We start from the raw sequence: 20,137 nt of genomic DNA on the forward strand, positions 1-20,137 counted from the left end.
GTTTACATACAGTACTTAATATAAAAACGCTTACGCGTTACCTTTTACTTTTAACTGTTGTTCTGCTGCAAAGTTTAGCATTCTATCTAAAGAGATAAGCGCTCCTTTTGCAACATCTGCATCAACATCTATTTCATGCCCTGAAGCATCTGTTAATGCGTTATAAATAGCTTTAAGGCCATTCATTGCCATCCAAGGACAATGTGCACAACTACGACATGTTGCACCATTACCTGCAGTAGGAGCGGGCATCATTTCTTTATCTGGACAAGCTTGCTGCATTTTATAGAAAATACCAGTATCAGTCGCCACGATTAATTTTTTATTAGGGAGTGTTTGAGCCGCTTTAATCAACTGGCTTGTTGAACCAACTGCATCAGCTAGTTTTACAACGCTTTCAGGAGATTCTGGGTGCACCAAAATAGCTGCATCGGGATGAATCGCTTTCATATCACGTAATGCACTAGCTTTAAATTCATCATGCACAATACAATCACCTTGCCACATGATCATATCAGCCTTAGTTTCTCTCTCTATGTAACTTCCTAAATGGCGATCAGGTCCCCAAATTATTTTTTTTCCTTCACTATCAAGATGCTCTACGATTTCTAAGGCAATACTTGAAGTAACAACCCAATCAGCACGCGCTTTAACTGCAGCAGAAGTGTTTGCATAAACAACGACAGCTCTATCTGGGTGTTGATCACAAAAGGCAGAGAACTCATCAACAGGGCAACCTACGTCTAATGAACAAGTTGCTTCTAGCTCTGGCATCAAAACAGTTTTAAAAGGTGTTAATATCTTCGCAGTTTCACCCATAAAACGTACACCAGCAATAATCAATGTTTTAGCCGGATGATCTCGTCCAAAACGAGCCATATCCAGTGAATCAGAAACATATCCACCCGTTTCTTCTGCTAAAGCTTGAATTTCTGGATCCGTATAATAATGAGCAACGAGTACTGCATCTTTTTCAACAAGTAGTTTTTTGATTTTAGCTTTGTAATCAATTTTTTCCTGTTCAGATAATTCAACAGGTTTACCTGGGAAAGGATAATCAGAACCTATAATTGGTGATAGTGTGCTCATTCTTAACTCTTAGATATAGAAAAATGGGTGCAGATTATAACAATTCAAAACATAAATTGTAATGAAATATTTTAAGGTATTAAAAAGGGAGTTTAATAAGAAGTGGTGGGCCGTGAAGGATTTGAACCTTCGACAAATGGATTAAAAGTCCACTGCTCTACCAACTGAGCTAACGGCCCATATATATCTATATGGATATGGTTTTACTCTACCAACTGAGTATATAGAAAGTGGTGGGCCGTGAAGGATTTGAACCTTCGACAAATGGATTAAAAGTCCACTGCTCTACCAACTGAGCTAACGGCCCATATATATCTATATGGATATGGTTTTACTCTACCAACTGAGTATATAGAAAGTGGTGGGCCGTGAAGGATTTGAACCTTCGACAAATGGATTAAAAGTCCACTGCTCTACCAACTGAGCTAACGGCCCATATATAACTATATGGATGGTTTTAATTTTAATTTACTTTCAAAGTAAATTAAAGCTCTACCAACTGAGCTTGTTTAGTCGAGTTAACAAACTAACTGTGACGCATGTCGTTCTCAACTGCGGCGTATAATATAGAAATATTTTAATAGCGCAACAAAAAACTACTACTTTTAAATTCATCTGCTGAGAAATTAAACAAAATAGAATTTAAGCGCTATTATTTTTAACTTTATCACTCTTAAAGTACTTTCAAACGCTTAGCGGCTAAATCTGCAGCAGAAGTGCTTGGGTACTCTGTAATTGTTTTTTGATAAAAAGATTTTGCTGAATCTATTGCACCTGAATACTCATCAATAATACCAATTTTAAGTAATGAGTCAGCTCGTTTGTTTGAGTCAGGGAATTTTTCAATGACAACTAAGAATGCAGCTCTCGCTTCATTTCTTTTTTTCTCTTTATATAAAAGCTGCCCTAACCAATATTGCGCATTAGGAACATAACTTGAACTTGGATGATCGACAACAAAGGCTTCAAAAGCAGTAATTGCCTGTTGGTATTGTTTATCATTAAGTACTAAATTAACAGCTTGTTGATATGCAGATTTGTCATCGCCTTCTCCACCTGCCAAGCCTTCATTTGTAGCGACACTAGTAGGTGCAGCCGCAGGAGCTTGCTGACGTTCATCTAACATTTGATATAAGTTACGTTGACGATCTTCTATTTGATCCAATCGATTATTAAATACTTCAATTGAACCATTAATTTCATTAATCTCTTGGCCAAGTTGATCAACTTGCGATTGGAAACGAATTTGCATTTTATTGCGGATCGTCATTACGCGAGTTAATTCATCTATACGAGATAATAACTCAGCATTACTTGCAGTATTAATAGTTGCATCCGATACCGGTGCAGCAGCATAGAGAGGAGCAGAAATTAAAGCGGCCATAAGAATGGCCGCTGTAGTTGTATATTTACCCATAGATAAATTAGTAAACTAATTCAGCACGACGGTTTTCAGACCAAGCTGATTCATCGTGACCATGGTTGACAGGTTTTTCTTCACCGTAACTTACTACTGTAAGCTGGCTTGCAGCAACACCCATATTTTCTAGATATGTTGAAACAGCTAAACCACGACGTTCACCTAGAGCGATATTGTACTCAGGTGTACCTTTTTCATCTGTATGACCTTCGATAGTAATCGATTTGTCAGGGTTATCCACTAAGTACTTAGCATGCGCATCTAGAATTTTTGCATATTCAGGCTTAATTAAAGATTGATCAAATTCAAAGTTGATCGTTGTTTCTAAGATTGCATTAGAGTATTTCTCTGCTAACTGCTCTTCCGGAGTTAGTTCAACAGCCTCAACAGCATTTGTTTCTACACCGTCATTAGATGCTTGAGTTGTTTCAGCAGCAGGTGCTGAACCATTGTTCTCTGCAGATGCAGCATCTGCATCCGTATTTGAACTACAAGCACTTAGCGCTAACATTGGTAGTGCAATCAATAGGCTTTTTGAAATCATTGAAAGGTTCATTTTATTTCCTTATTTCTTAGTACGTTTAAATTAAAATTATTGTAAAAATGGAGACCATGCTGGTGACTTAACTTCACCGTTACTCGCAGGGATATTCGCCTTAAAACGCCCATCCATTGAGACTAATGCTAAACCTTGCTTACCTTGATAAACAGTGCTGTAAATTATCATACTGCCATTAGGAGCAATACTTGGTGATTCATCTAATTGCGTTTTTGTTAATGTTCTTAACTCTCCAGAATCAAGATCTTGAACTGCAATCATATAATTCCCATTTTGACGACTTACCATAACAAGACTATCACCATCAGGGGTAATTGTTCCACCTAAATTCATTTCACCTTCCCAAGTAAGGCGTTTTGTTTTACCAGTTGTGAGCGATATTTGATAAATTTGAGGTCTTCCACCACGTGCTGAAGAAAAGATAATAGACTTTCCATCAGGTGTCCAACTTGGTTCTGTATCAATCACCCTATTTCGAGTTAGTCTTTTCAATGCTTTGCTTGCAACATTAATGGTATAAATCTCTGGTTGCCCATCTTTTGATAAAACTAATGCTAGTTGCTTTCCATCAGGAGACCAAGCTGGAGAACCATTAATTTTAGGAAAAGAAGTAATTAAATCACGTTTTTGAGTATAAATATCTTGAACAAAAATTTGAGAGCGGCCTTTTTCAAAACTAACATAAGCTAACTTACGCCCGTCAGGAGACCAAGATGGTGACATTAAAGGTTGTTTAGAACGTAAGACGAGCTTTTCCCCTTCTCCATCATAATCTGATATTCGTAATTGATAAGGATGAGTACTTTTCATATCCACTGTGACATAAGCGATACGAGTTAGAAATGCGCCTTTTTCACCGGTTAATTTTTCGTAAACGATATCGCTAATACGATGAGCATACTGACGTAATTGTCTTGTTGAAACAGTACTACGACGTTTATCCATCACCGGACTAAAATCCGCCATATTCACATTACCAGTGAGTACATCTAATAACTCAAAAGTAACCACATACTTCCCTGCCGTTGTATCTGGCTTAACTTCTCCCATCACAATGGCTTCGATACCTAATTTTGCCCAAGCAGCATAATCAATATTTTTACTGTTTGAAGGAGTGATTGGCATTTTATCAATTGATAAAGGGCTAAATTTTCCACTACGCTGTAAATCAGCAGCAACAATATCTGCGAAATTTTTAGGCTTTTTCCCCTTACCAAGCCACTTAAAAGGAACAACGGCTATTGGACGAGCACTATTAACACCTTCTGTTATTAATATTTCTAAACGGGCTGATGCAGTGCTTGAAACTGTGATCAGCATTAATATCATGATAAAACGAGCAAGCATGGAATATCCTTATAGTTCTGGCTCTAATGTAATGTCGAAATCTCGAAATTTAGGCGCAATTTCAGGATCCCTAGGAATAGGTAACGTTTTAGCTTGTAATGCAGCACGACGAGCAGAGCTACATAGTTGTTTATCTCCACGACTCATCTTCGCACTTAATACCAAGCCATCAGGTGCTAAGCGGATACCTAGAGTACAGCTTTTACCTCTCATACTCGGGTCAACTTTCCAATTACGGCTAATTTTTCCACGAATTAGGGCTTCATACTTAGCAATTTCAGATAGCTGTTGAGCACTTCTAGCATTTGAAAACACATCAGAAAATTCAGCATCCATTTGCGCATCTAATTCAGCTTGTCTTAAACGCTCTTTTTCAGCTGCAGCGGCTTTTGCTGCTTTAATTTTAGCTTCTTTTGCCGCTTTTTCTTTAGCTAGTTTTTCTGCTTTTATTTTTGCAGCTTTAATTTTTTCAGCTTCTTTTTGTTTAGCTAAGGCTTTTTTCTCAGCTTCCTGCTTTTGTTTTAATTCCTTTGCTTTTTTAGCTTTAGCTGCCTCATTTGCCTTTTTCTTCTCTTGTAATGCTTTAGCTGCTTTAATTTTTTCAGCCTCAATACGTTTTGCTTCTTTTTGCTGACGTATTTTTTCTGCACGTTCAGCTTTAATCCGATCTTCTTTTTGCTTTTGAATTAGAGCCTCTTTACGCTTTTGTTCTGCTTTTTTTCTTTCTATTGCTTTACGAGCATTATCTTTTTTACGTTGTTCTTCTCGCTTTGCATCTAATTGACGCTGAGCTAAGTCATCGTACATTTGTTGGCTTACGACAGAAGCATGAATAATAGAGACTGCTTCTTTAGGATTTTCTTTAGGCAAAGAAAATTCAACACTCATCAGTAAAACTACACCGATAAGAAGGTGTAAAGATAAGGCAATAATAAATGCAATTAGATTTGGACTTTTTTTCATTTATTCATCAGGCTCAGTCATTAAACCAAGTGAAGGGACACCTGCTTGTTGTAATAAAACCATCAATTTTACAACTGTTTTATAATTAACATCTCCATCACCTTTAACAATAAATTGAGCACTTGGATCAAGCGTCAATTGAGCTTCAACCAAAGAGGCCATTTCATCTGCATTAAGCGGTGTATCGCCACTCTCTCCTACATTAAGATAATAATGCCCATCGATATCGATTGAGGCAATAATAGGTGGTTTAGTATCCTCCGGTAGAGACTCTGCAACAGCCTGAGGCAAATCAACTTTAACACCTTGTGTCACTAAAGGGGCAGTTACCATAAAGATAATAAGCAGTACTAACATTACGTCAATGTAAGGTACAACATTTATCTCAGCAACCACACGTTTACGTCTTGGAGATCGATAAGAATGCTGCATATTACTTACTCTCAGTCATAGCTTGGCGCTGTAATATAGAAGTGAATTCTTCCATTAAATTAATGTACGAAGTTTCTAATTGACCAACTTGAGTAGAAAATTTGTTATAAGCCATTACCGCTGGAATTGCGGCGAATAAACCCATCGCAGTTGCAATTAGCGCTTCTGCTATACCTGGTGCAACCATGCTTAATGTTGCTTGTTGTACTTCACCTAATGCTATAAATGAATTCATAATCCCCCATACGGTTCCAAACAAACCAATATAAGGACTAATAGAACCAATGGTTGCTAATGTAGATAAACCATTTTCTAACTCATCCATTTCTCTTGATAAAGACACTCGCATCGAACGATGTGCGCCATCAATAACACTTTCTACGTTTCGCCCTGGCATACGATACAAACGAGAATACTCTTTAAAACCAGTATAAAATATTTTTTCTCCACCATTTACTCTTTCACTACGAGCTGCCGTTTCTTTATATAAACGACTTAAATCATTGCCAGACCAAAAACGTTCTTCAAAATGACTCAATGATTTTTTAGCTGCATTAAGCATTTTTGAACGTGAAAAAATTAATGTCCATGAATATATAGACATGCCTAAGAGCAATAACATAACAGATTTTACAAGCAAGCTAGCTTGTAAGAATAACCCTAAAAATGACATATCAGCGTGCACGAGTAATTACCTCAATTATTTCAGTTGGAATAGCGGTTGGTTTCATTTTGTCTAAATTTACACAGGCGATTAGAGTATCAGCCTGGCAAAGAAGTTCCCCAGCTTCATTAAAAATTTTCTGACTAAACATCAGGCTAGCTTTACGGTGAGAAATGACTTCTGTATTAACGCTTAATAGCTGATTAAACAGAGCTGATTTGATGCAGTCCATATCAACTTTTTTAACCATAAAAGCAATTTTTTTAGCTAGAAGAGTATCTTGTTGAATATTAAATTCACGTAAAAACTCAGTTCGTCCTCGCTCAAAAAATTTTAAATAATTGGCATAGTAAACTACACCACCAGCATCAGTATCTTCATAATATATTCGAATAGGTAAAGTTGACGTTAACACTCTGCTTTCCATCTATTAATTGTTAGCTAGACGCTACTACAACTACTTATCATTGTCGATAAAGTGCTTGTAATTGCTGCTTTGTAATCACAAAAAAAAGGAGCATTGCCCCTTTTTATTTACTGATTCAATCATTGCTTTTTTATATAAAAATAAAAATAACAAAAGAGAGTAATATTCGCCATAAAAAATAAGATAAAAAAGTAAAATTAAATAATGAAAATTACGTTATTACCTTATTTTTACTAGCACATTTAATTATTCTTTTAAGTTGTTTTTATTTTCTTCATCAGCGAGTTCATTTGCTTCTACTTGTTCTAACCACAAGCCATTGATGATGCCTAATGAGCAAGCTAATAAAATACCTAAAATCCATGCAAAATACCACATAACTAACTCCTTTATTAATATGCTGAATGTTTATATTTAGTCATAAATGCTTTACCGATTCGACCAAACATTTTGAAATAAGCCCAACTTGTATATAGCAGAATGAGAGGTAAAAATATAACAGCTGCAATCGTCATTATATTTAAAGTAAATTCACTAGAAACAGCATCCCATAAAGTTAAACTTGCGCTTGGATCAAGGCTCGATGGCATAATGAAAGGAAACATACTAAAAGCACAAGTAAGTAACACACCTAGAATAGCAATACTACTGCTAACAAACGCAGCTGCATTACAATCCTTTTTACTTGCAAACCAAGCCAATAAAGGAAATGTTAAGCCTAATGCAGGAGCAACCATTGTTATCGGGTACGTATCATAATTGGTAAGCCAAGCGCCAGATTGTAATACAGCCGTTTTTAATAGTGGGTTTGAAGGTCCATTTGTATCAATAACAGAAGTTAATACATAACCATCAATCCCTTTCGCTAGCCATATACCTGCAATTGCAAACAAAGCACACACAACAGGTGCAGCAATTAAACTTACTTTGCGAGCTCTTTCTTTTAGCGCCCCTTCTGTTTTCATTTGTAGCCAAGTCGAGCCTTGTAATACAAATAACATCAAGCTAAACACACCAACTAACAAAGCAAATGGATTCAATAAATCAATGATCCCACCTTGGTAAGATGAACGTAAAAATTCATCTAGTGTAAACGGTACACCTTGTAATAAATTTGCAAATGCCACGCCAAAAATAATAGGAGGAATAGCACTACCAATAAATATCCCCCAATCCCAGCTTGTTCTCCAACGGGTATCGGCCATTTTACTACGATAATCAAAGCCAACAGGTCTAAAGAATAATGCAAATAAGGTCAACATCATTGCCACATAGAAACCAGAGAATGCAGTAGCATAAACAGTCGGCCAAGCAGCAAAAATAGCACCCGCAGCAAGTACTAACCAGACTTGGTTACCTTCCCAGTGTGGCGCAATGGTATTGATCATTATACGACGTTCTTCATCTGTTTTTCCGATAACGGGAAGTAAAGCACCCACTCCCATATCAAATCCATCAGTGATAACAAATCCAATTAGCAATACGCAAATTAGTACCCACCAAATTAATTTTAACGTTTCATAATCAAACATAATTAATCCTTATCCTTGTTTGTTTTCAAGTTGTTCAAAATGATATTTACCCGTTTTTAAACTACTTGGACCTAAACGTGCAAAACGGAACATCAAGAACATTTCAATTGCTAATATCACTGTATAGAAAGCTGCAATAGAAATAATACTGAACATCAACTGATCTATTGATAATGTTGACACCCCCATATGAGTAGGCAATATTTCAGCAATCGCCCATGGCTGACGACCATACTCAGCTACAAACCATCCAGCTTCAATTGCAATCCAAGGGAGCGGTAAGCTATAAAGGCATATTCGGCTAAATAATTTATTTTCTCCGATACGATTTCTAGCTGATTGATAGAATGCAAACAAGAAAACAAATAACATGAAGATACCTGAACCAACCATTATCCTGAATGACCAGAACATAGGAGCTACGCTAGGAATGCTGTCATCTACAGCCATTTTAATTTGCTCATCTGTAGCATCAGTTACATTGTCTGTGTATTTTTTCAATAACAGGCCATAACCTAAATCTATTTTGGAAGCATCAAAAGCGGCAATATTTTCAGGTGTTTTATCACCATTCCTTAATTTATTAAGCAACCCATAAGCGACCATACCATTACGGATACGAACCTCATGCTCTGCAAGTAAATCTTTTAATCCTGTCACTTCTTCATCTAATGATCGTGTTGCAATAATCCCTAAAGCATAAGGAATTTTAACGGCATAATCAGTTCGTTGCTCTTCTTGATTAGGGAAGCCTATTAGCGTGAATGATGCAGGAGCTTCTTGAGTATCCCACTCTGATTCAATGGCTGCTAATTTAGCTTTTTGAACATCACCAACTTCATAACCACTTTCATCACCTAGTACGATAGTACAAAGAATACCTGCAATACCGAAAGCTGCAGCAATAGCAAATGAGCGTTTTGCAAAAGCGATATCACGTCCTTTAAGTAAATAATATGAACTGATAGCCAAGACAAACATTGCACCTGCTACATAACCAGAGGCAACCGTATGCACAAATTTAACCTGAGCAACTGGATTAAAAACAACATCTGCAAAACTTGTCATTTCCATACGCATGGTTTCGTAATTAAATTCAGCACCGACAGGATTTTGCATCCAAGCATTCGCAACTAGGATCCATAAAGCAGACATACTTGAGCCGAAGGCAACTAAACATGTGGCACCTAAATGCTGTACTTTAGAAAGCCTATCCCACCCAAAGAAAAATAAACCAACAAAAGTGGACTCTAAAAAGAATGCCATCATGCCTTCAATCGCTAAAGGTGCACCAAATACATCCCCTACATAATGAGAGTAATATGCCCAGTTAGTACCAAACTGAAACTCCATTGTTAAGCCAGTTGTTACTCCTAACGCAAAATTAATACCAAATAATTTGCCCCAAAATTTGGTCATATCTTTATAGATCTCTTTATTTGTCATCACATAAAGAGATTCCATAATGACTAAGATCCAAGCTAAACCAAGGGTTAAAGGTACAAATAAAAAGTGATACATCGCAGTCATGGCAAATTGGAATCGCGATAAATCAACAATATTGTCCATTGTGTTCTCCTAAACTTATAAAAAATCATGCATTAAATTGCAGTAAGTGAAATCGTTCTTCAGTACATTTTTATTCTTCTGTTTTATAATCAAATACAGAATATTTAACGGTAAATAATAGCTTTGATAATTTGTACAAAAAACCTCCTCTATCCGAGGAAGTAGAAAGTTGATCCACGAAAGAAAGTTTTTAATTATTATTATTATTACTTTTTATTTAAGGCATCTACCAAAGGTTAATAAATAAACGATTTTGTTAATTTATTATTACAAAGGCAGACAAATAAGGTGTTCCGTTAACACCTGTTTTACATTAGAAGCTGATTTGCTAAAGGGATTTATTTATACTGTTTCTGTTGATCCAGATCAAGCTTAAATAAGAGCAGAAACAGATATAACTGCATTTTTTATAAGGTTTAATAATGGTGGAAAGCATATCTCATAAAGTCATCAATTAATAACAATGAAAAGTAATATGCTTATTCTTTGAACCCAAAAATTTTAAAAAGTTAAATTGAAGGTTTATCAAACCCGAAATGAAGATATGTACGATTGGTTGCGATACGTCCACGAGGAGTACGTTGTAAAAAACCTTGTTGTATTAAGTAAGGCTCTAATACATCTTCTATGGTTTCTTTTTCTTCACCAATGGCCGCAGCCAAATTATCTAAACCAACAGGTCCACCTTGAAAAGTATCTAAAATAGCCATTAGTAGCTTGCGATCCATATAATCAAAACCTTCATTATCAACTTCTAACATGTCTAATGCTTGTTGAGCAATTCCATTATTGATAACAGCAGCCTTTTTAACTTGTGCATAATCACGTACTCGACGTAATAATCTGTTTGCAATACGCGGTGTACCACGAGAACGGCGAGCAACTTCAATTGCACCAGACTCATCCATGGTCAACTCTAAATGTAATGCACTGCGCATAACAATTTTGGTTAAGGATTTTAAATCGTAATATTCTAACCGCTGCACAATACCAAAACGATCTCGTAAAGGAGAAGTTAACGAACCAGCTCGAGTAGTGGCGCCAATTAAAGTGAAAGGAGGTAAGTCAAGTTTAATAGAGCGAGCCGCTGGCCCTTCCCCAATCATAATATCAAGTTGGTAATCCTCCATAGCAGGGTAAAGTATCTCTTCAACAATAGGACTTAAACGATGTATTTCATCAATAAATAACACATCATTTTCTTCCAAATTAGTTAACAAGGCAGCTAAATCACCCGCTTTTTCTAAGATAGGACCAGAAGTAGTTTTAATATTTACTTCTAATTCATTTGCCACAATATGGGATAAGGTAGTTTTACCTAATCCAGGAGGTCCAAATATGAGTAAATGATCAAGAGCTTCATCGCGTTGACGAGCAGCTTCAATAAAGATTTCCATCTGAGCATTAACTTGAGGCTGCCCTTCATAATCTGCCAATAGTTTAGGACGAATTGCTCTATCAATTACATTGTCATCAATTTTCTGTGTACCTGAAATAAGGCGATCTTCTTCAATCATGAATTTCTCTATTAATTACTAAGATAACAAACGAACATTTTACTCTACATCATATTCTTCAGAGAACTACGAATAAGGGCCTCACAATCCATCCCATCTTGATAAACTTGTTGAATTGTTTTTTCAGCAATAGCTGGCTTATAACCTAATGCAATCAAAGCGCTGATTGCTTCATCTTTAGCATTGCCACTAACAAATGTATTTTCAAAGTCATTGGTTAAAGATAATCTATCTGATTCAGGAGTTAATAAATCAGATCCCCCCCAATTTTTCAAACGATCTTTCATTTCAACCACTAAACGCTCAGCTGTTTTTTTACCAACTCCTGGCAACTTAACCAAAGTGCTAACCGCATCATTATTAATGCATTGTACAAATTGATTAGCGGACATACCTGATAAAATAGCTAAAGCTAATTTAGGACCAACCCCATTTACTTTAATTAATTCACGGAACATTGCTCTCTCATGTTTATCCGCAAAACCATATAACAATTGAGCATCTTCACGAACCACAAAATGAGTGTAAACAATTGCCTCTTCGCCCACTGCAGGCAAAGGATAAAAAGAGCTCATTGGCAATTGAATCTCGTAACCCACACCGGACACGTCTAATAAAATTTCAGGGGGTTGTTTTTCCAATAAAATTCCACGTAATAATCCAATCATATTATTCCCTGCTTAATCGATAAATTAACAATTATTTAATAATGATAAGCATAAAAAACAACTGACTAAATATCCAGTATTATTTAACGGGATTGAATAATAAAAAAATTTATACGTTTTATTTAAAGGTGGGTGATTTAAACCATTTTATAATTTTACTTTCAAAAACAAATACTAATATTCCCAGCCAAATACATGCAAATGTAAATATCTTAATTAATGAAATAGGTTCACCATAAACAAGGACTGCAAATATAAATAATAGCGAAGGAGCTAGATACTGAAAGAAACCCAAAGTAGAAAGAGGCAAACGAAGTGCTGCTTGACCAAAAAAGATTAACGGTAATGCAGTAACTACACCTGCAAGCATTAACCATAGATTGAGTGATAACATATTATTAAATAAATTAGATGTTTCACTATGTGTCATAAAGGCTAAATAAAAAATAGCTACGGGCAGCACGATCATGGTTTCAATAAACAAGCCAGTGATCGCTTTAACTTTAACTTTTTTACGTAATAATCCATAAAAAGCAAAACTGACAGGTAAAACTAAAGAGACCCAAGGTAACTCACCAAGCTGCCAAGCTTGAACGACCACACCAATAAACGCTAAGAATATTGCTAGCCATTTTAATCGAGATAAACGTTCACTTAAAAAAACTAACCCTAATATAACGCTCACTATTGGATTGATAAAATAGCCTAAACTAGCTTCTAACATTTTTTCATTGTTAATAGCCCAAATAAAAACCATCCAGTTACAACTAATTAATAATGATGTAACGGTCAATAACAGCAAGCTTTTAGCCGTTCTACAAACTTGCAACACATCCTGCCAATGCTGCAAATAAGTAATTAATAATGCCGTCACGACAACAGACCAAATAACTCGATGCGCTAAAATTTCATAAACCGGGATAAATTCTAAATGCTTAAAGTAAATAGGCGCAAATCCCCATATTAAATAAGCGCCTAAAGCATAGATAATTCCTATCTGTGAATCTGATAATTTATTCATTTTGTCTCAATAAGATAACGATTAAGACTCATCCATGAGGGATAAAAGTTTGAAGTTAATAAAAATATTAAAACAGTAAAAAATTACCGGAAACGTCCTCGTACCGTTTTTTTTACTTGCCCTGCCATTGCAACAAGTGATTGAGCAGTATGTGCATGACAAATTGCGACGGCTAATCCATCAGCAGCATCAGCTTGAGGTCGCCCTGATAAATTAAGAATTTGCATCACCATTGATTGTACTTGTTCTTTTGTTGCCGCTCCAGTACCGACAACTGCTTGCTTTATTTGTCGTGCAGAATATTCACAAACATATAAATCAGATTGAGTTGCAGCAACTATTGCAGCTCCCCGCGCTTGACCTAGCTTTAGTGCTGAATCAGGGTTTTTAGCCATGAAAACTTGCTCAATAGCAAATTCAGAAGGTTTATATTGTTGGATTATTTCAGCTATACCATTAAAGATCATATTTAACTTTGGTGCTAACGTATCACCTTTGGTACGGATACAACCACTAGCCAAATAAATACATTGGTTACCTTTTTGTTGAATAACGCCATACCCAGTGATTCGAGAGCCTGGGTCAATACCTAATATAATACTCAAATAAAGCCTGATCTTATTTTTGAAAGGATAAATATAAAGTCATCATGGTGACTTAACACAGCAAAAATATCTATTAAAATCTCAAGAAGATATATTTTTTGCAACGAAGTGATGCTCTAAAAAGCGATTACACAATGCAGGTACATTTTCTTCTGCCGATAAAACAAAATCAATAAAAGCACTCGCAATGGGTGAAAGGTGCTTACTTTCATGATGGACAAGATACCAACTTCTCACTAATGGAAAGTTTTCAACTTGTAATTCAACTAATGTATTTGTTGCTAACTCTAGTGAAACACTATGGCGAGAAACGGCAGAAATGCCTAAATCAGCCATCACAGCTTGTTTAATTGTTTCACTATTACCTAAGGTCATATTTACTTTTAAATGTATATTGTTTGCAGCTAATATTTCCTCAAAGGCTTTACGAGTACCAGACCCTTTTTCTCGATGTATAAAGGCATGATCAGCTAACTCTGCTAATGGAATATTCTTGCGTTTTGCTAATACATGTTGTGGACTGGCAATAAGGATAATTGGATTATCTACAAATGGATACTTAGCTAAATTCATACTCTCTGGAATTAATCCCATAATCACTAGGTCATCTTTGTTTTCTTGCAGGCGTTGGATTATTTGTTCCCGGTTAACAATATCAAGATGAAAATTAACTTTTGGATGAAGCTTATGAAAAGCCCCTAGTAAATGTGGTGTAAAATACTTAGCACTTGTTACAGCAGACAAACAAAAATCTCCTACCAACTCTCCTTTTAAACCACTTAACGTCATATCAATATTGTCAAAGCGAATAAAAAGATCATCGCAAAATAATTTTAACTCCTTTCCTGCAGGTGTTAGATAAAGTGTTTTCCCTATTTTTTCAAATAAAAAAATATCTAAATTGTTTTCTAACTGCTTTAATTGAATACTAACAGCAGGTTGTGACAAACCTAATTTATCAGCCGCTTTAGTATAATTCATAGCAATGGCGACTTGTCGGAAAACTTTTAATTGATGTAATGTGGCACGCATCTATATACCATTAACCTTTATTTATAGTAAAAATAAATTATATTAATTTTTATTAATACAATTTATCCTCTATTATCTAGTCAATGTCAATAATAAGGAAAACTCCATGGCCGCTACTGATAAATTAATTGCTGGTTACCAACGATTTCGAGAAGGTTATTATCAAGATAATAAAACGAAATTATCTAAATTAGCCAAAGAAGGTCAATTCCCTAAAATTGCCATAGTCAGCTGTTCTGACTCAAGAGTAGAGCCAACACTTATATTAGATTGTGAACCGGGTGACTTATTTGTCATACGAAATGTTGCAAACCTAGTACCGCCTTGTGAAGACACAGATAACTTTCATGGTACCAGTGCAGCATTAGAATTTGCAGTTACAGGACTAGAAGTAGAAAGCATTATTGTTTTAGGTCATACACAATGTGGTGGAATCAAAGCATTAATGGATACTGATGGTAAAAAAATCGACAAAAGCTTTATTTCAAAATGGATGTTACAGCTAGAAGGTGTACGTGACGAAATAATTGCAGATACAACATTAAAAGATGAACTTAGTCGTAATAACTGCTGCGAACAGAAAGGAATTCAACACTCATTAAATAATTTAATGACCTTCCCTTGGGTAAAAGAAAGAGTTGATTCTGGTAAATTAAGACTACATGGTTGGCGCTATGACCTTAATAGCTCTGAGTTATGTGCAATGGATGCTAAAACTGGAAAATTTGTTCGTATAAGCAAATAAATTTCTACTTTATTATTTTTATCTTAATAAAGAGCAATCAATTTGCTCTTTATTAAGGTATATCTAGAGAGTCAAAAGTATTTAATCATCATATCCTTGATCATAACCATACTCGCTATCAGAATCATATTCATCACCAGAAACATTAATATATAAACCATCTTCTAGTTCTTCAAAATCGGTAGGAAGTTGTATATTAAACTCCTCTGAGTCCACATCAAATGTTGCAATAACTTCAGGTAAGTCATCAGTCCCTACATGAATAAATCGATATTGCTCCCCAGATTGGTTCGCATCTTCCCAAATAAAATCATCTGCATCTAACGTATATTCTTCTTCTGTTTCTTCATTACGGACGGCATAGAATCCCATTAACGACATCGTACATCCCCTTCAATTAATAATTTAAAAATAAACTAACAGCACTTTGTGGCAGATTTGTGACATTAGATAAACTTGCTAAATATAAGTTAATTTTTGCTATTTATCTTGTCTAAAATAATTGCTTTGAATTAATCAAATACCTTCCCACGAAGTAATTTATTATTACCTCTGCGTTTTTTTTCATCTACTCGCCGTTTTTTAGCATTACGAGAAGGTTGTGTTGCTTTTCTTGATTTTTGAATTTTTACAGCTTTCAAAATTAATTCTTTCAATCGTTCTAAAGCTTCATCTCTATTTTTTTCTTGTGTTCGATGAACCTGCGCTTTTAAAACAATTACCCCATCTTCTGTTATACGGCTATCTGACAATGCTAATAATCGTTGTTTGTAAAAATCAGGTAACGTAGAGCTCTTTATATCAAAACGAAGGTGAATCGCAGAATTAACCTTATTCACATTTTGACCGCCTGCTCCTTGAGAGCGAATGGCGGTTAACTGTAATTGCCAATCAGCAATTTCTACACCAGCGGATATTTGCAATGACATTATTTACTCTCCGTATTAATCGTTTTTAAATAGTGTTTGTTATAAATACCCTCAGGCATATTCGCTATTTGAAAATCAATCATCTTATTGAATACATCTAATAAAGGAGTAAATTTATCAAAATCTTTTTCTAATTCTGATAACAGGTAATACCCAGCTTCCACTGTTGATAGACCATCTTCTCTAGGCGATTTTCGAATTCTATATTTACTTTTATTTATTGAATTAATCGAAACTTTAGGTAAATCCTGTAAAAACGGATTCGTCATTAATAGCTTATAAGCTTTTTTCCAACTACCATCCAGTAATATGAATTGTGTTTGCTCATTGATTTGCTTGTTTGACTGTAAATAGTCAATAGAATAGGCTTGTTCACCAGGAAAGACTAAAAAACTATTATCTAAATTAAATTCAGATGGATCAAAAGTATCTCCAATCGATAATTTAACCTTTGATAAGGATAAATTTAAAATTCGAGCGGTGCCAATTGCTTTATTTTGCTCACTAGGGTCTTGTAAAATATGTAAAAAATGTTGATTATTAAGCTCACAAATTGAACTGCATATACATGCGGCCAATGCTTTATTACACTTACGACAAACAGCTCTTTTACTCATCATCTCTCAACTTCATTAAGGTTCTGTAAATGCGTGCTGTAATTATTGATACCACGTCTCTTTTAACGCTAAGTGTATTACTTTATTTTTTACAACCACAAACCAATCAATGGTTGGCATATTATCACAGCGGCATTGAAAATGGACAGTTATGGCGTTTGATCACAGGGCACATTTGCCATACTAACCTATCTCATTTAATACTTAATAGTGTTGGCTTGTTAGTTACTATCAGTTTGTTTATTGATTCTTTTAAAAATAAATCTTTATTAATGTCATCATTATTTAGCAGCCTGTTTATCAGTATATGCTTATTTATATTTAACCCATCCATTGAATGGTATATGGGTCTATCTGGGATCCTACATGCCTTGTTTTCCATTGGAGTATGTGATGAATTACAGAAAAATAATAAATGGGGGTATATTCTAGGTATCGGCTTATTATTAAAATTGTTAATTGAACAATTAATTGGACCGATGCACAGTACTGAATTATTAATATTAGCGAACGTCTCAATCGATGCTCATTTATATGGTGCAATAGCAGGCATAATTTACTTTTTATTTTTATTGGCTAAAAATAAATATTATCGCTTTCAGAAATAAACAAGAAAGCAGCGTTTTTAAAACAAATTTAGATCAATGAACCATAGGACTCAGGAATGAGACCTATTAATATAATACTTGGAGTAATTAGGTTGTTTGTATTTTTTTTAATAATATTATCTGTCAGCTCTTCATATAGTTTTGCTGATTCAAATTACTCAAAACAAGTTGAACAGTTTTCGGAGCAAGTCGTTTTTAATAAGTATCAAGAACTTTTTGAATTAATCGGGGAGCAAAAGTTAAACATCAAAGCAATGCCTATAGCCAAGAATATAATGCTTGAGAAGTGCCCAAAACCCTTACGAGGAAGTATTATAAGTAATAAAATAAAACAACATACCTCAGTTAAAGTTTCTTGCCCAGATACAAAACGATGGGATATTTATATTCGTGTAGCAGTCAATCCAACAATACCGTTAGGAATTGGCCCAAGTCTCAGCAAAAAAGAGCCAATCAATATTGGAGATCCTGAATTTATTTATAAAGATGCTTCAAAATTAAATAATAATGACAAGTCTCATAATCCCAAACTCTTTAACAAAACCACCGCTGCCAAACATAATTATTATGTATGTCAGAATGATAACGTAACAATCACTGCAAATAAAAATGGCATTGCAATTAAAATACCCGGTGTCGCATTAAATAATGGGAAAATAGGAAGCAAAATAGAAGTTTTGAATGTTAAAACTCAAGAAATTCTAATAGGTACTGTATATATATTAAAAGAAGTACAAATTTATTTTTAAGGCAGCCATTAATAAGCATATAATAATGACGCCTCTCTATAGCTCAACAGGATAGAGCACCCGCCTCCTAAGCGGATGATCGGGGTTCGAGTCCCTGTGGAGAGACCAACATTTTACCTAGAAAAAATTTTAAACTGTCTTTGCTGTTCATCGTAAATGAAATTATTTTTATTGCAGCGTTCTACTAAAATTTCTTTTTCTATTTCGTAACGAATGCAAAAATCGTCAAGAGTTTGTCCTTCATTTCTTAGTTTCATATTAGTAATGCTCACAAGGATACTTATATCAATATTTTTGTAATTAGATAACATTTTCTTCCTTAATAAGAAATTCAAAAAATTAGTTCATAATATACATATTTTACATAAACACTAAATTTTATGGTTTAAAATAATACCAATTCCATTAATTAAGTTTTCAATTTGCCCCAGTATCTAATACCAATCTAACTAAATATGTGAGCTAATAGCAGTTATTATTAATCACAAAGATGCTGAAGAATGGACGATCTAAATAGCACTGATTTTAAATTACTTTCTCGAGCTCAAACTTCGCCACAAATGAAAATGCGTTTACTTGCGTTATCGCACTTCCAAAAGGGTAAGTCACGAACAGAAATTTCAAAATTCCTTAAAGTGAGCAGAACAAGTGTTAATAAATGGGTAAATATTTTATTAAATGAAGGCGTTGAGAGACTAAAAGAAAAGCCTCGAACAGGTCACGCTGCATTTATCTCTGTTTCACAACAGGAACAACTTTCTCAATTTATTAATGATAAAATATATAGTGATAAAGGCGGACGACTCATTGGTGCAGATATCCATGCGTATATTGAAGCAGAGTTTAATAAAACATATCACACCGATTCCATTTATTATCTCCTCAAAAAAATGGTATTTTCATGGATAACGTCTCGCTCTAAACACCCAAAACAAACAAGCACAAAATAATTTTTAAAAAAATTAAAAATAAAAACGATCCTTAAGAGCCCTGCTCATATAGCACTAGATCGAGTCGATATATGGGTTCAAGACGAAGCGAGATTCGGTCAACAAAACACAACCACTCATTTATGGGCGCCAACAGGTAATCGTCGGCGAGCAGTGAAGCAACAGCAATTTAAATACGCATACTTATTTAACGGAATGGCTATTAGGCGCTTGTCGATGGAAAGCTGTCGCGACACCACAGCTTAGGCCGCTCATGAGCCGATGCTAACGCATCATTCGCCCCTACTTCCAGCGTAGGTCATCATAAATCAACAGATATAAAAAAACCCTGTCGATATTAATCAACAGGGTTCATTTAATGAGGCGCTTGGCGATGACCTACTTTCACATGGGGAGACCCCACACTATCATCGGCGCAGCTGCGTTTCACTTCTGAGTTCGGCATGGGATCAGGTGGTACCACAGCGCTATTGTCGCCAAGCATAAAAATATATTAGAAAAGCTGGTCGTTCATGTAATCAATTATGTAAATATGCTTTCGCAAGCATTCTATTTCTTGGGAAACAATATCTTACTTTAAAATAAAAAATTATTATCTTTTACTTTAAACTAAACCAACACTACTTAGGTGTTGTATGGTTAAGCCTCACGGGTAATTAGTACAAGTTAGCTCAATACATTACTGCACTTACAC

24 protein-coding genes, 4 tRNA genes and 1 rRNA gene are annotated in these 20,137 nt (G+C 35.1%); 5 read left to right on the top strand and 24 right to left on the bottom strand.

The annotated features are described in order from the left end of the window. Nucleotides 1–30 precede the first annotated feature (30 nt). The 19 genes from nadA to E2R68_RS12675 form a co-directional block, all read right to left on the bottom strand. Nucleotides 31–1,089: a quinolinate synthase NadA gene (gene nadA / locus E2R68_RS12585; RefSeq protein WP_134278038.1), complete on the bottom strand. Its 1,059-nt coding sequence runs from the start codon at nt 1,087–1,089 to the stop codon at nt 31–33. Nucleotides 1,090–1,192: 103 nt separating this feature from the next. Then, nucleotides 1,193–1,268 (bottom strand) — tRNA-Lys (locus E2R68_RS12590). Between the two features lie 52 nt (nt 1,269–1,320). Beyond that, nucleotides 1,321–1,396, bottom strand: a tRNA-Lys gene (locus E2R68_RS12595). Between the two features lie 52 nt (nt 1,397–1,448). After that, nucleotides 1,449–1,524 (bottom strand) — tRNA-Lys (locus E2R68_RS12600). A 238-nt stretch (nt 1,525–1,762) separates the two neighbouring features. Further along, on the bottom strand, nt 1,763–2,473 hold the full coding sequence (gene ybgF, locus E2R68_RS12605) for a tol-pal system protein YbgF (protein ID WP_243834683.1): 711 nt from the start codon (nt 2,471–2,473) through the stop codon (nt 1,763–1,765). Between the two features lie 40 nt (nt 2,474–2,513). Then, nucleotides 2,514–3,065 (bottom strand): peptidoglycan-associated lipoprotein Pal, encoded by a 552-nt coding sequence (gene pal / locus E2R68_RS12610; protein WP_134278040.1) that lies wholly within the window; start codon nt 3,063–3,065, stop codon nt 2,514–2,516. A gap of 36 nt (nt 3,066–3,101) precedes the next feature. Then, nucleotides 3,102–4,415, bottom strand: coding sequence for a Tol-Pal system beta propeller repeat protein TolB (gene tolB / locus E2R68_RS12615; RefSeq protein WP_134278041.1), 1,314 nt, complete (start codon nt 4,413–4,415; stop codon nt 3,102–3,104). A 9-nt stretch (nt 4,416–4,424) separates the two neighbouring features. Beyond that, the gene (gene tolA, locus E2R68_RS12620) at nt 4,425–5,378 is read right to left on the bottom strand and encodes a cell envelope integrity protein TolA (protein WP_134278042.1); all 954 of its coding nucleotides are present in this window, start codon (nt 5,376–5,378) and stop codon (nt 4,425–4,427) included. Next, nucleotides 5,379–5,810 (bottom strand): protein TolR, encoded by a 432-nt coding sequence (tolR, locus tag E2R68_RS12625; RefSeq protein WP_134278043.1) that lies wholly within the window; start codon nt 5,808–5,810, stop codon nt 5,379–5,381. A gap of 1 nt (nt 5,811) precedes the next feature. Beyond that, complete coding sequence (gene tolQ / locus E2R68_RS12630; RefSeq protein WP_134278044.1) at nt 5,812–6,495, bottom strand: protein TolQ; 684 nt, start codon at nt 6,493–6,495, stop codon at nt 5,812–5,814. Then, nucleotides 6,485–6,889, bottom strand: a complete 405-nt coding sequence (ybgC, locus tag E2R68_RS12635; protein ID WP_134278045.1) for a tol-pal system-associated acyl-CoA thioesterase — start codon at nt 6,887–6,889, stop codon at nt 6,485–6,487. Before ybgC ends, tolQ begins: the two co-directional genes overlap by 11 nt. A gap of 258 nt (nt 6,890–7,147) precedes the next feature. After that, nucleotides 7,148–7,279, bottom strand: coding sequence for a cytochrome bd-I oxidase subunit CydX (gene cydX / locus E2R68_RS12640; protein ID WP_134278046.1), 132 nt, complete (start codon nt 7,277–7,279; stop codon nt 7,148–7,150). A 14-nt stretch (nt 7,280–7,293) separates the two neighbouring features. Continuing rightward, nucleotides 7,294–8,433, bottom strand: coding sequence for a cytochrome d ubiquinol oxidase subunit II (gene cydB, locus E2R68_RS12645; protein ID WP_134278047.1), 1,140 nt, complete (start codon nt 8,431–8,433; stop codon nt 7,294–7,296). A 9-nt stretch (nt 8,434–8,442) separates the two neighbouring features. Continuing rightward, nucleotides 8,443–10,002 carry a cytochrome ubiquinol oxidase subunit I gene (locus E2R68_RS12650; protein WP_134278048.1) on the bottom strand — a complete coding sequence of 520 codons (1,560 nt, stop codon included), beginning with the start codon at nt 10,000–10,002 and terminating at the stop codon, nt 8,443–8,445. A 509-nt stretch (nt 10,003–10,511) separates the two neighbouring features. Continuing rightward, nucleotides 10,512–11,519, bottom strand: a complete 1,008-nt coding sequence (ruvB, locus tag E2R68_RS12655; protein WP_134278049.1) for a Holliday junction branch migration DNA helicase RuvB — start codon at nt 11,517–11,519, stop codon at nt 10,512–10,514. A gap of 44 nt (nt 11,520–11,563) precedes the next feature. Continuing rightward, a complete protein-coding gene (gene ruvA, locus E2R68_RS12660; RefSeq protein WP_134278050.1) occupies nt 11,564–12,187 on the bottom strand; it encodes a Holliday junction branch migration protein RuvA in 624 nt (207 codons plus the stop codon). A 118-nt stretch (nt 12,188–12,305) separates the two neighbouring features. Next, on the bottom strand, nt 12,306–13,208 hold the full coding sequence (gene rarD / locus E2R68_RS12665; RefSeq protein ID WP_134278051.1) for an EamA family transporter RarD: 903 nt from the start codon (nt 13,206–13,208) through the stop codon (nt 12,306–12,308). 83 nt (nt 13,209–13,291) lie between these two features. After that, nucleotides 13,292–13,813, bottom strand: coding sequence for a crossover junction endodeoxyribonuclease RuvC (gene ruvC, locus E2R68_RS12670; protein WP_134278052.1), 522 nt, complete (start codon nt 13,811–13,813; stop codon nt 13,292–13,294). A gap of 81 nt (nt 13,814–13,894) precedes the next feature. Next, nucleotides 13,895–14,845: a LysR family transcriptional regulator gene (locus E2R68_RS12675; protein WP_134278053.1), complete on the bottom strand. Its 951-nt coding sequence runs from the start codon at nt 14,843–14,845 to the stop codon at nt 13,895–13,897. Nucleotides 14,846–14,951: 106 nt separating this feature from the next. On the opposite strand from E2R68_RS12675, the gene E2R68_RS12680 reads away from it, so the two are divergent. After that, entirely contained in the window at nt 14,952–15,590 is a 639-nt protein-coding gene (locus E2R68_RS12680; protein ID WP_134278054.1) for a carbonic anhydrase, read from the top strand. A gap of 81 nt (nt 15,591–15,671) precedes the next feature. Here the strand turns inward: E2R68_RS12680 and E2R68_RS12685 are convergent, their stop codons facing one another. From E2R68_RS12685 to E2R68_RS12695, 3 genes are all read right to left on the bottom strand, one after another. Further along, complete coding sequence (locus tag E2R68_RS12685; protein ID WP_134278055.1) at nt 15,672–15,971, bottom strand: hypothetical protein; 300 nt, start codon at nt 15,969–15,971, stop codon at nt 15,672–15,674. A 131-nt stretch (nt 15,972–16,102) separates the two neighbouring features. After that, on the bottom strand, nt 16,103–16,519 hold the full coding sequence (gene arfB / locus E2R68_RS12690; protein ID WP_134278056.1) for an alternative ribosome rescue aminoacyl-tRNA hydrolase ArfB: 417 nt from the start codon (nt 16,517–16,519) through the stop codon (nt 16,103–16,105). After that, nucleotides 16,519–17,139, bottom strand: a complete 621-nt coding sequence (locus tag E2R68_RS12695) for a tRNA-uridine aminocarboxypropyltransferase (protein WP_243834684.1) — start codon at nt 17,137–17,139, stop codon at nt 16,519–16,521. Before E2R68_RS12695 ends, arfB begins: the two co-directional genes overlap by 1 nt. 26 nt (nt 17,140–17,165) lie before the next feature. Here E2R68_RS12695 and rrtA point away from each other — a divergent pair, with 26 nt between their 5' ends. From rrtA to E2R68_RS12710, 3 genes are all read left to right on the top strand, one after another. Further along, on the top strand, nt 17,166–17,744 hold the full coding sequence (rrtA, locus tag E2R68_RS12700; RefSeq protein WP_134278057.1) for a rhombosortase: 579 nt from the start codon (nt 17,166–17,168) through the stop codon (nt 17,742–17,744). A gap of 56 nt (nt 17,745–17,800) precedes the next feature. Then, nucleotides 17,801–18,493: a flagella basal body P-ring formation protein FlgA gene (locus E2R68_RS12705; protein ID WP_134278058.1), complete on the top strand. Its 693-nt coding sequence runs from the start codon at nt 17,801–17,803 to the stop codon at nt 18,491–18,493. A 32-nt stretch (nt 18,494–18,525) separates the two neighbouring features. Next, nucleotides 18,526–18,601, top strand: a tRNA-Arg gene (locus E2R68_RS12710). A gap of 5 nt (nt 18,602–18,606) precedes the next feature. Here the strand turns inward: E2R68_RS12710 and E2R68_RS12715 are convergent. Next, nucleotides 18,607–18,804 carry a DUF4250 domain-containing protein gene (locus tag E2R68_RS12715; RefSeq protein ID WP_134278059.1) on the bottom strand — a complete coding sequence of 66 codons (198 nt, stop codon included), beginning with the start codon at nt 18,802–18,804 and terminating at the stop codon, nt 18,607–18,609. A gap of 189 nt (nt 18,805–18,993) precedes the next feature. Between E2R68_RS12715 and E2R68_RS13925 the strand changes: the two genes are divergently transcribed. Next, the gene (locus tag E2R68_RS13925) at nt 18,994–19,443 is read left to right on the top strand and encodes a helix-turn-helix domain-containing protein (protein WP_166738857.1); all 450 of its coding nucleotides are present in this window, start codon (nt 18,994–18,996) and stop codon (nt 19,441–19,443) included. A gap of 365 nt (nt 19,444–19,808) precedes the next feature. Here E2R68_RS13925 and rrf read toward each other — a convergent pair. Further along, nucleotides 19,809–19,924 (bottom strand): 5S ribosomal RNA (rrf, locus tag E2R68_RS12725). Between the last annotated feature and the right edge of the window lie 213 nt (nt 19,925–20,137).

The organism is Psychromonas algarum, assembly GCF_004376845.1.
GTDB lineage: Bacteria > Pseudomonadota > Gammaproteobacteria > Enterobacterales > Psychromonadaceae > Psychromonas.

Bases quoted from the DNA above. Each gene is read 5' to 3' on its own strand.
- nadA (WP_134278038.1), bottom strand. From the start codon at position 1,089: ATGAGCACACTATCACCAATTATAGGTTCTGATTATCCTTTCCCAGGT.
- ybgF (WP_243834683.1), bottom strand. From the start codon at position 2,473: ATGGCCGCTTTAATTTCTGCTCCTCTCTATGCTGCTGCACCGGTATCG.
- pal (WP_134278040.1), bottom strand. From the start codon at position 3,065: ATGAACCTTTCAATGATTTCAAAAAGCCTATTGATTGCACTACCAATG.
- tolB (WP_134278041.1), bottom strand. From the start codon at position 4,415: ATGCTTGCTCGTTTTATCATGATATTAATGCTGATCACAGTTTCAAGC.
- tolA (WP_134278042.1), bottom strand. From the start codon at position 5,378: ATGAAAAAAAGTCCAAATCTAATTGCATTTATTATTGCCTTATCTTTA.
- tolR (WP_134278043.1), bottom strand. From the start codon at position 5,810: ATGCAGCATTCTTATCGATCTCCAAGACGTAAACGTGTGGTTGCTGAG.
- cydX (WP_134278046.1), bottom strand. From the start codon at position 7,279: ATGTGGTATTTTGCATGGATTTTAGGTATTTTATTAGCTTGCTCATTA.
- cydB (WP_134278047.1), bottom strand. From the start codon at position 8,433: ATGTTTGATTATGAAACGTTAAAATTAATTTGGTGGGTACTAATTTGC.
- E2R68_RS12650 (WP_134278048.1), bottom strand. From the start codon at position 10,002: ATGGACAATATTGTTGATTTATCGCGATTCCAATTTGCCATGACTGCG.
- ruvB (WP_134278049.1), bottom strand. From the start codon at position 11,519: ATGATTGAAGAAGATCGCCTTATTTCAGGTACACAGAAAATTGATGAC.
- ruvA (WP_134278050.1), bottom strand. From the start codon at position 12,187: ATGATTGGATTATTACGTGGAATTTTATTGGAAAAACAACCCCCTGAA.
- rarD (WP_134278051.1), bottom strand. From the start codon at position 13,208: ATGAATAAATTATCAGATTCACAGATAGGAATTATCTATGCTTTAGGC.
- E2R68_RS12675 (WP_134278053.1), bottom strand. From the start codon at position 14,845: ATGCGTGCCACATTACATCAATTAAAAGTTTTCCGACAAGTCGCCATT.
- E2R68_RS12680 (WP_134278054.1), top strand. From the start codon at position 14,952: ATGGCCGCTACTGATAAATTAATTGCTGGTTACCAACGATTTCGAGAA.
- E2R68_RS12685 (WP_134278055.1), bottom strand. From the start codon at position 15,971: ATGTCGTTAATGGGATTCTATGCCGTCCGTAATGAAGAAACAGAAGAA.
- arfB (WP_134278056.1), bottom strand. From the start codon at position 16,519: ATGTCATTGCAAATATCCGCTGGTGTAGAAATTGCTGATTGGCAATTA.
- E2R68_RS12695 (WP_243834684.1), bottom strand. From the start codon at position 17,139: ATGATGAGTAAAAGAGCTGTTTGTCGTAAGTGTAATAAAGCATTGGCC.
- rrtA (WP_134278057.1), top strand. From the start codon at position 17,166: ATGCGTGCTGTAATTATTGATACCACGTCTCTTTTAACGCTAAGTGTA.
- E2R68_RS12705 (WP_134278058.1), top strand. From the start codon at position 17,801: ATGAGACCTATTAATATAATACTTGGAGTAATTAGGTTGTTTGTATTT.
- E2R68_RS12715 (WP_134278059.1), bottom strand. From the start codon at position 18,804: ATGTTATCTAATTACAAAAATATTGATATAAGTATCCTTGTGAGCATT.
- E2R68_RS13925 (WP_166738857.1), top strand. From the start codon at position 18,994: ATGGACGATCTAAATAGCACTGATTTTAAATTACTTTCTCGAGCTCAA.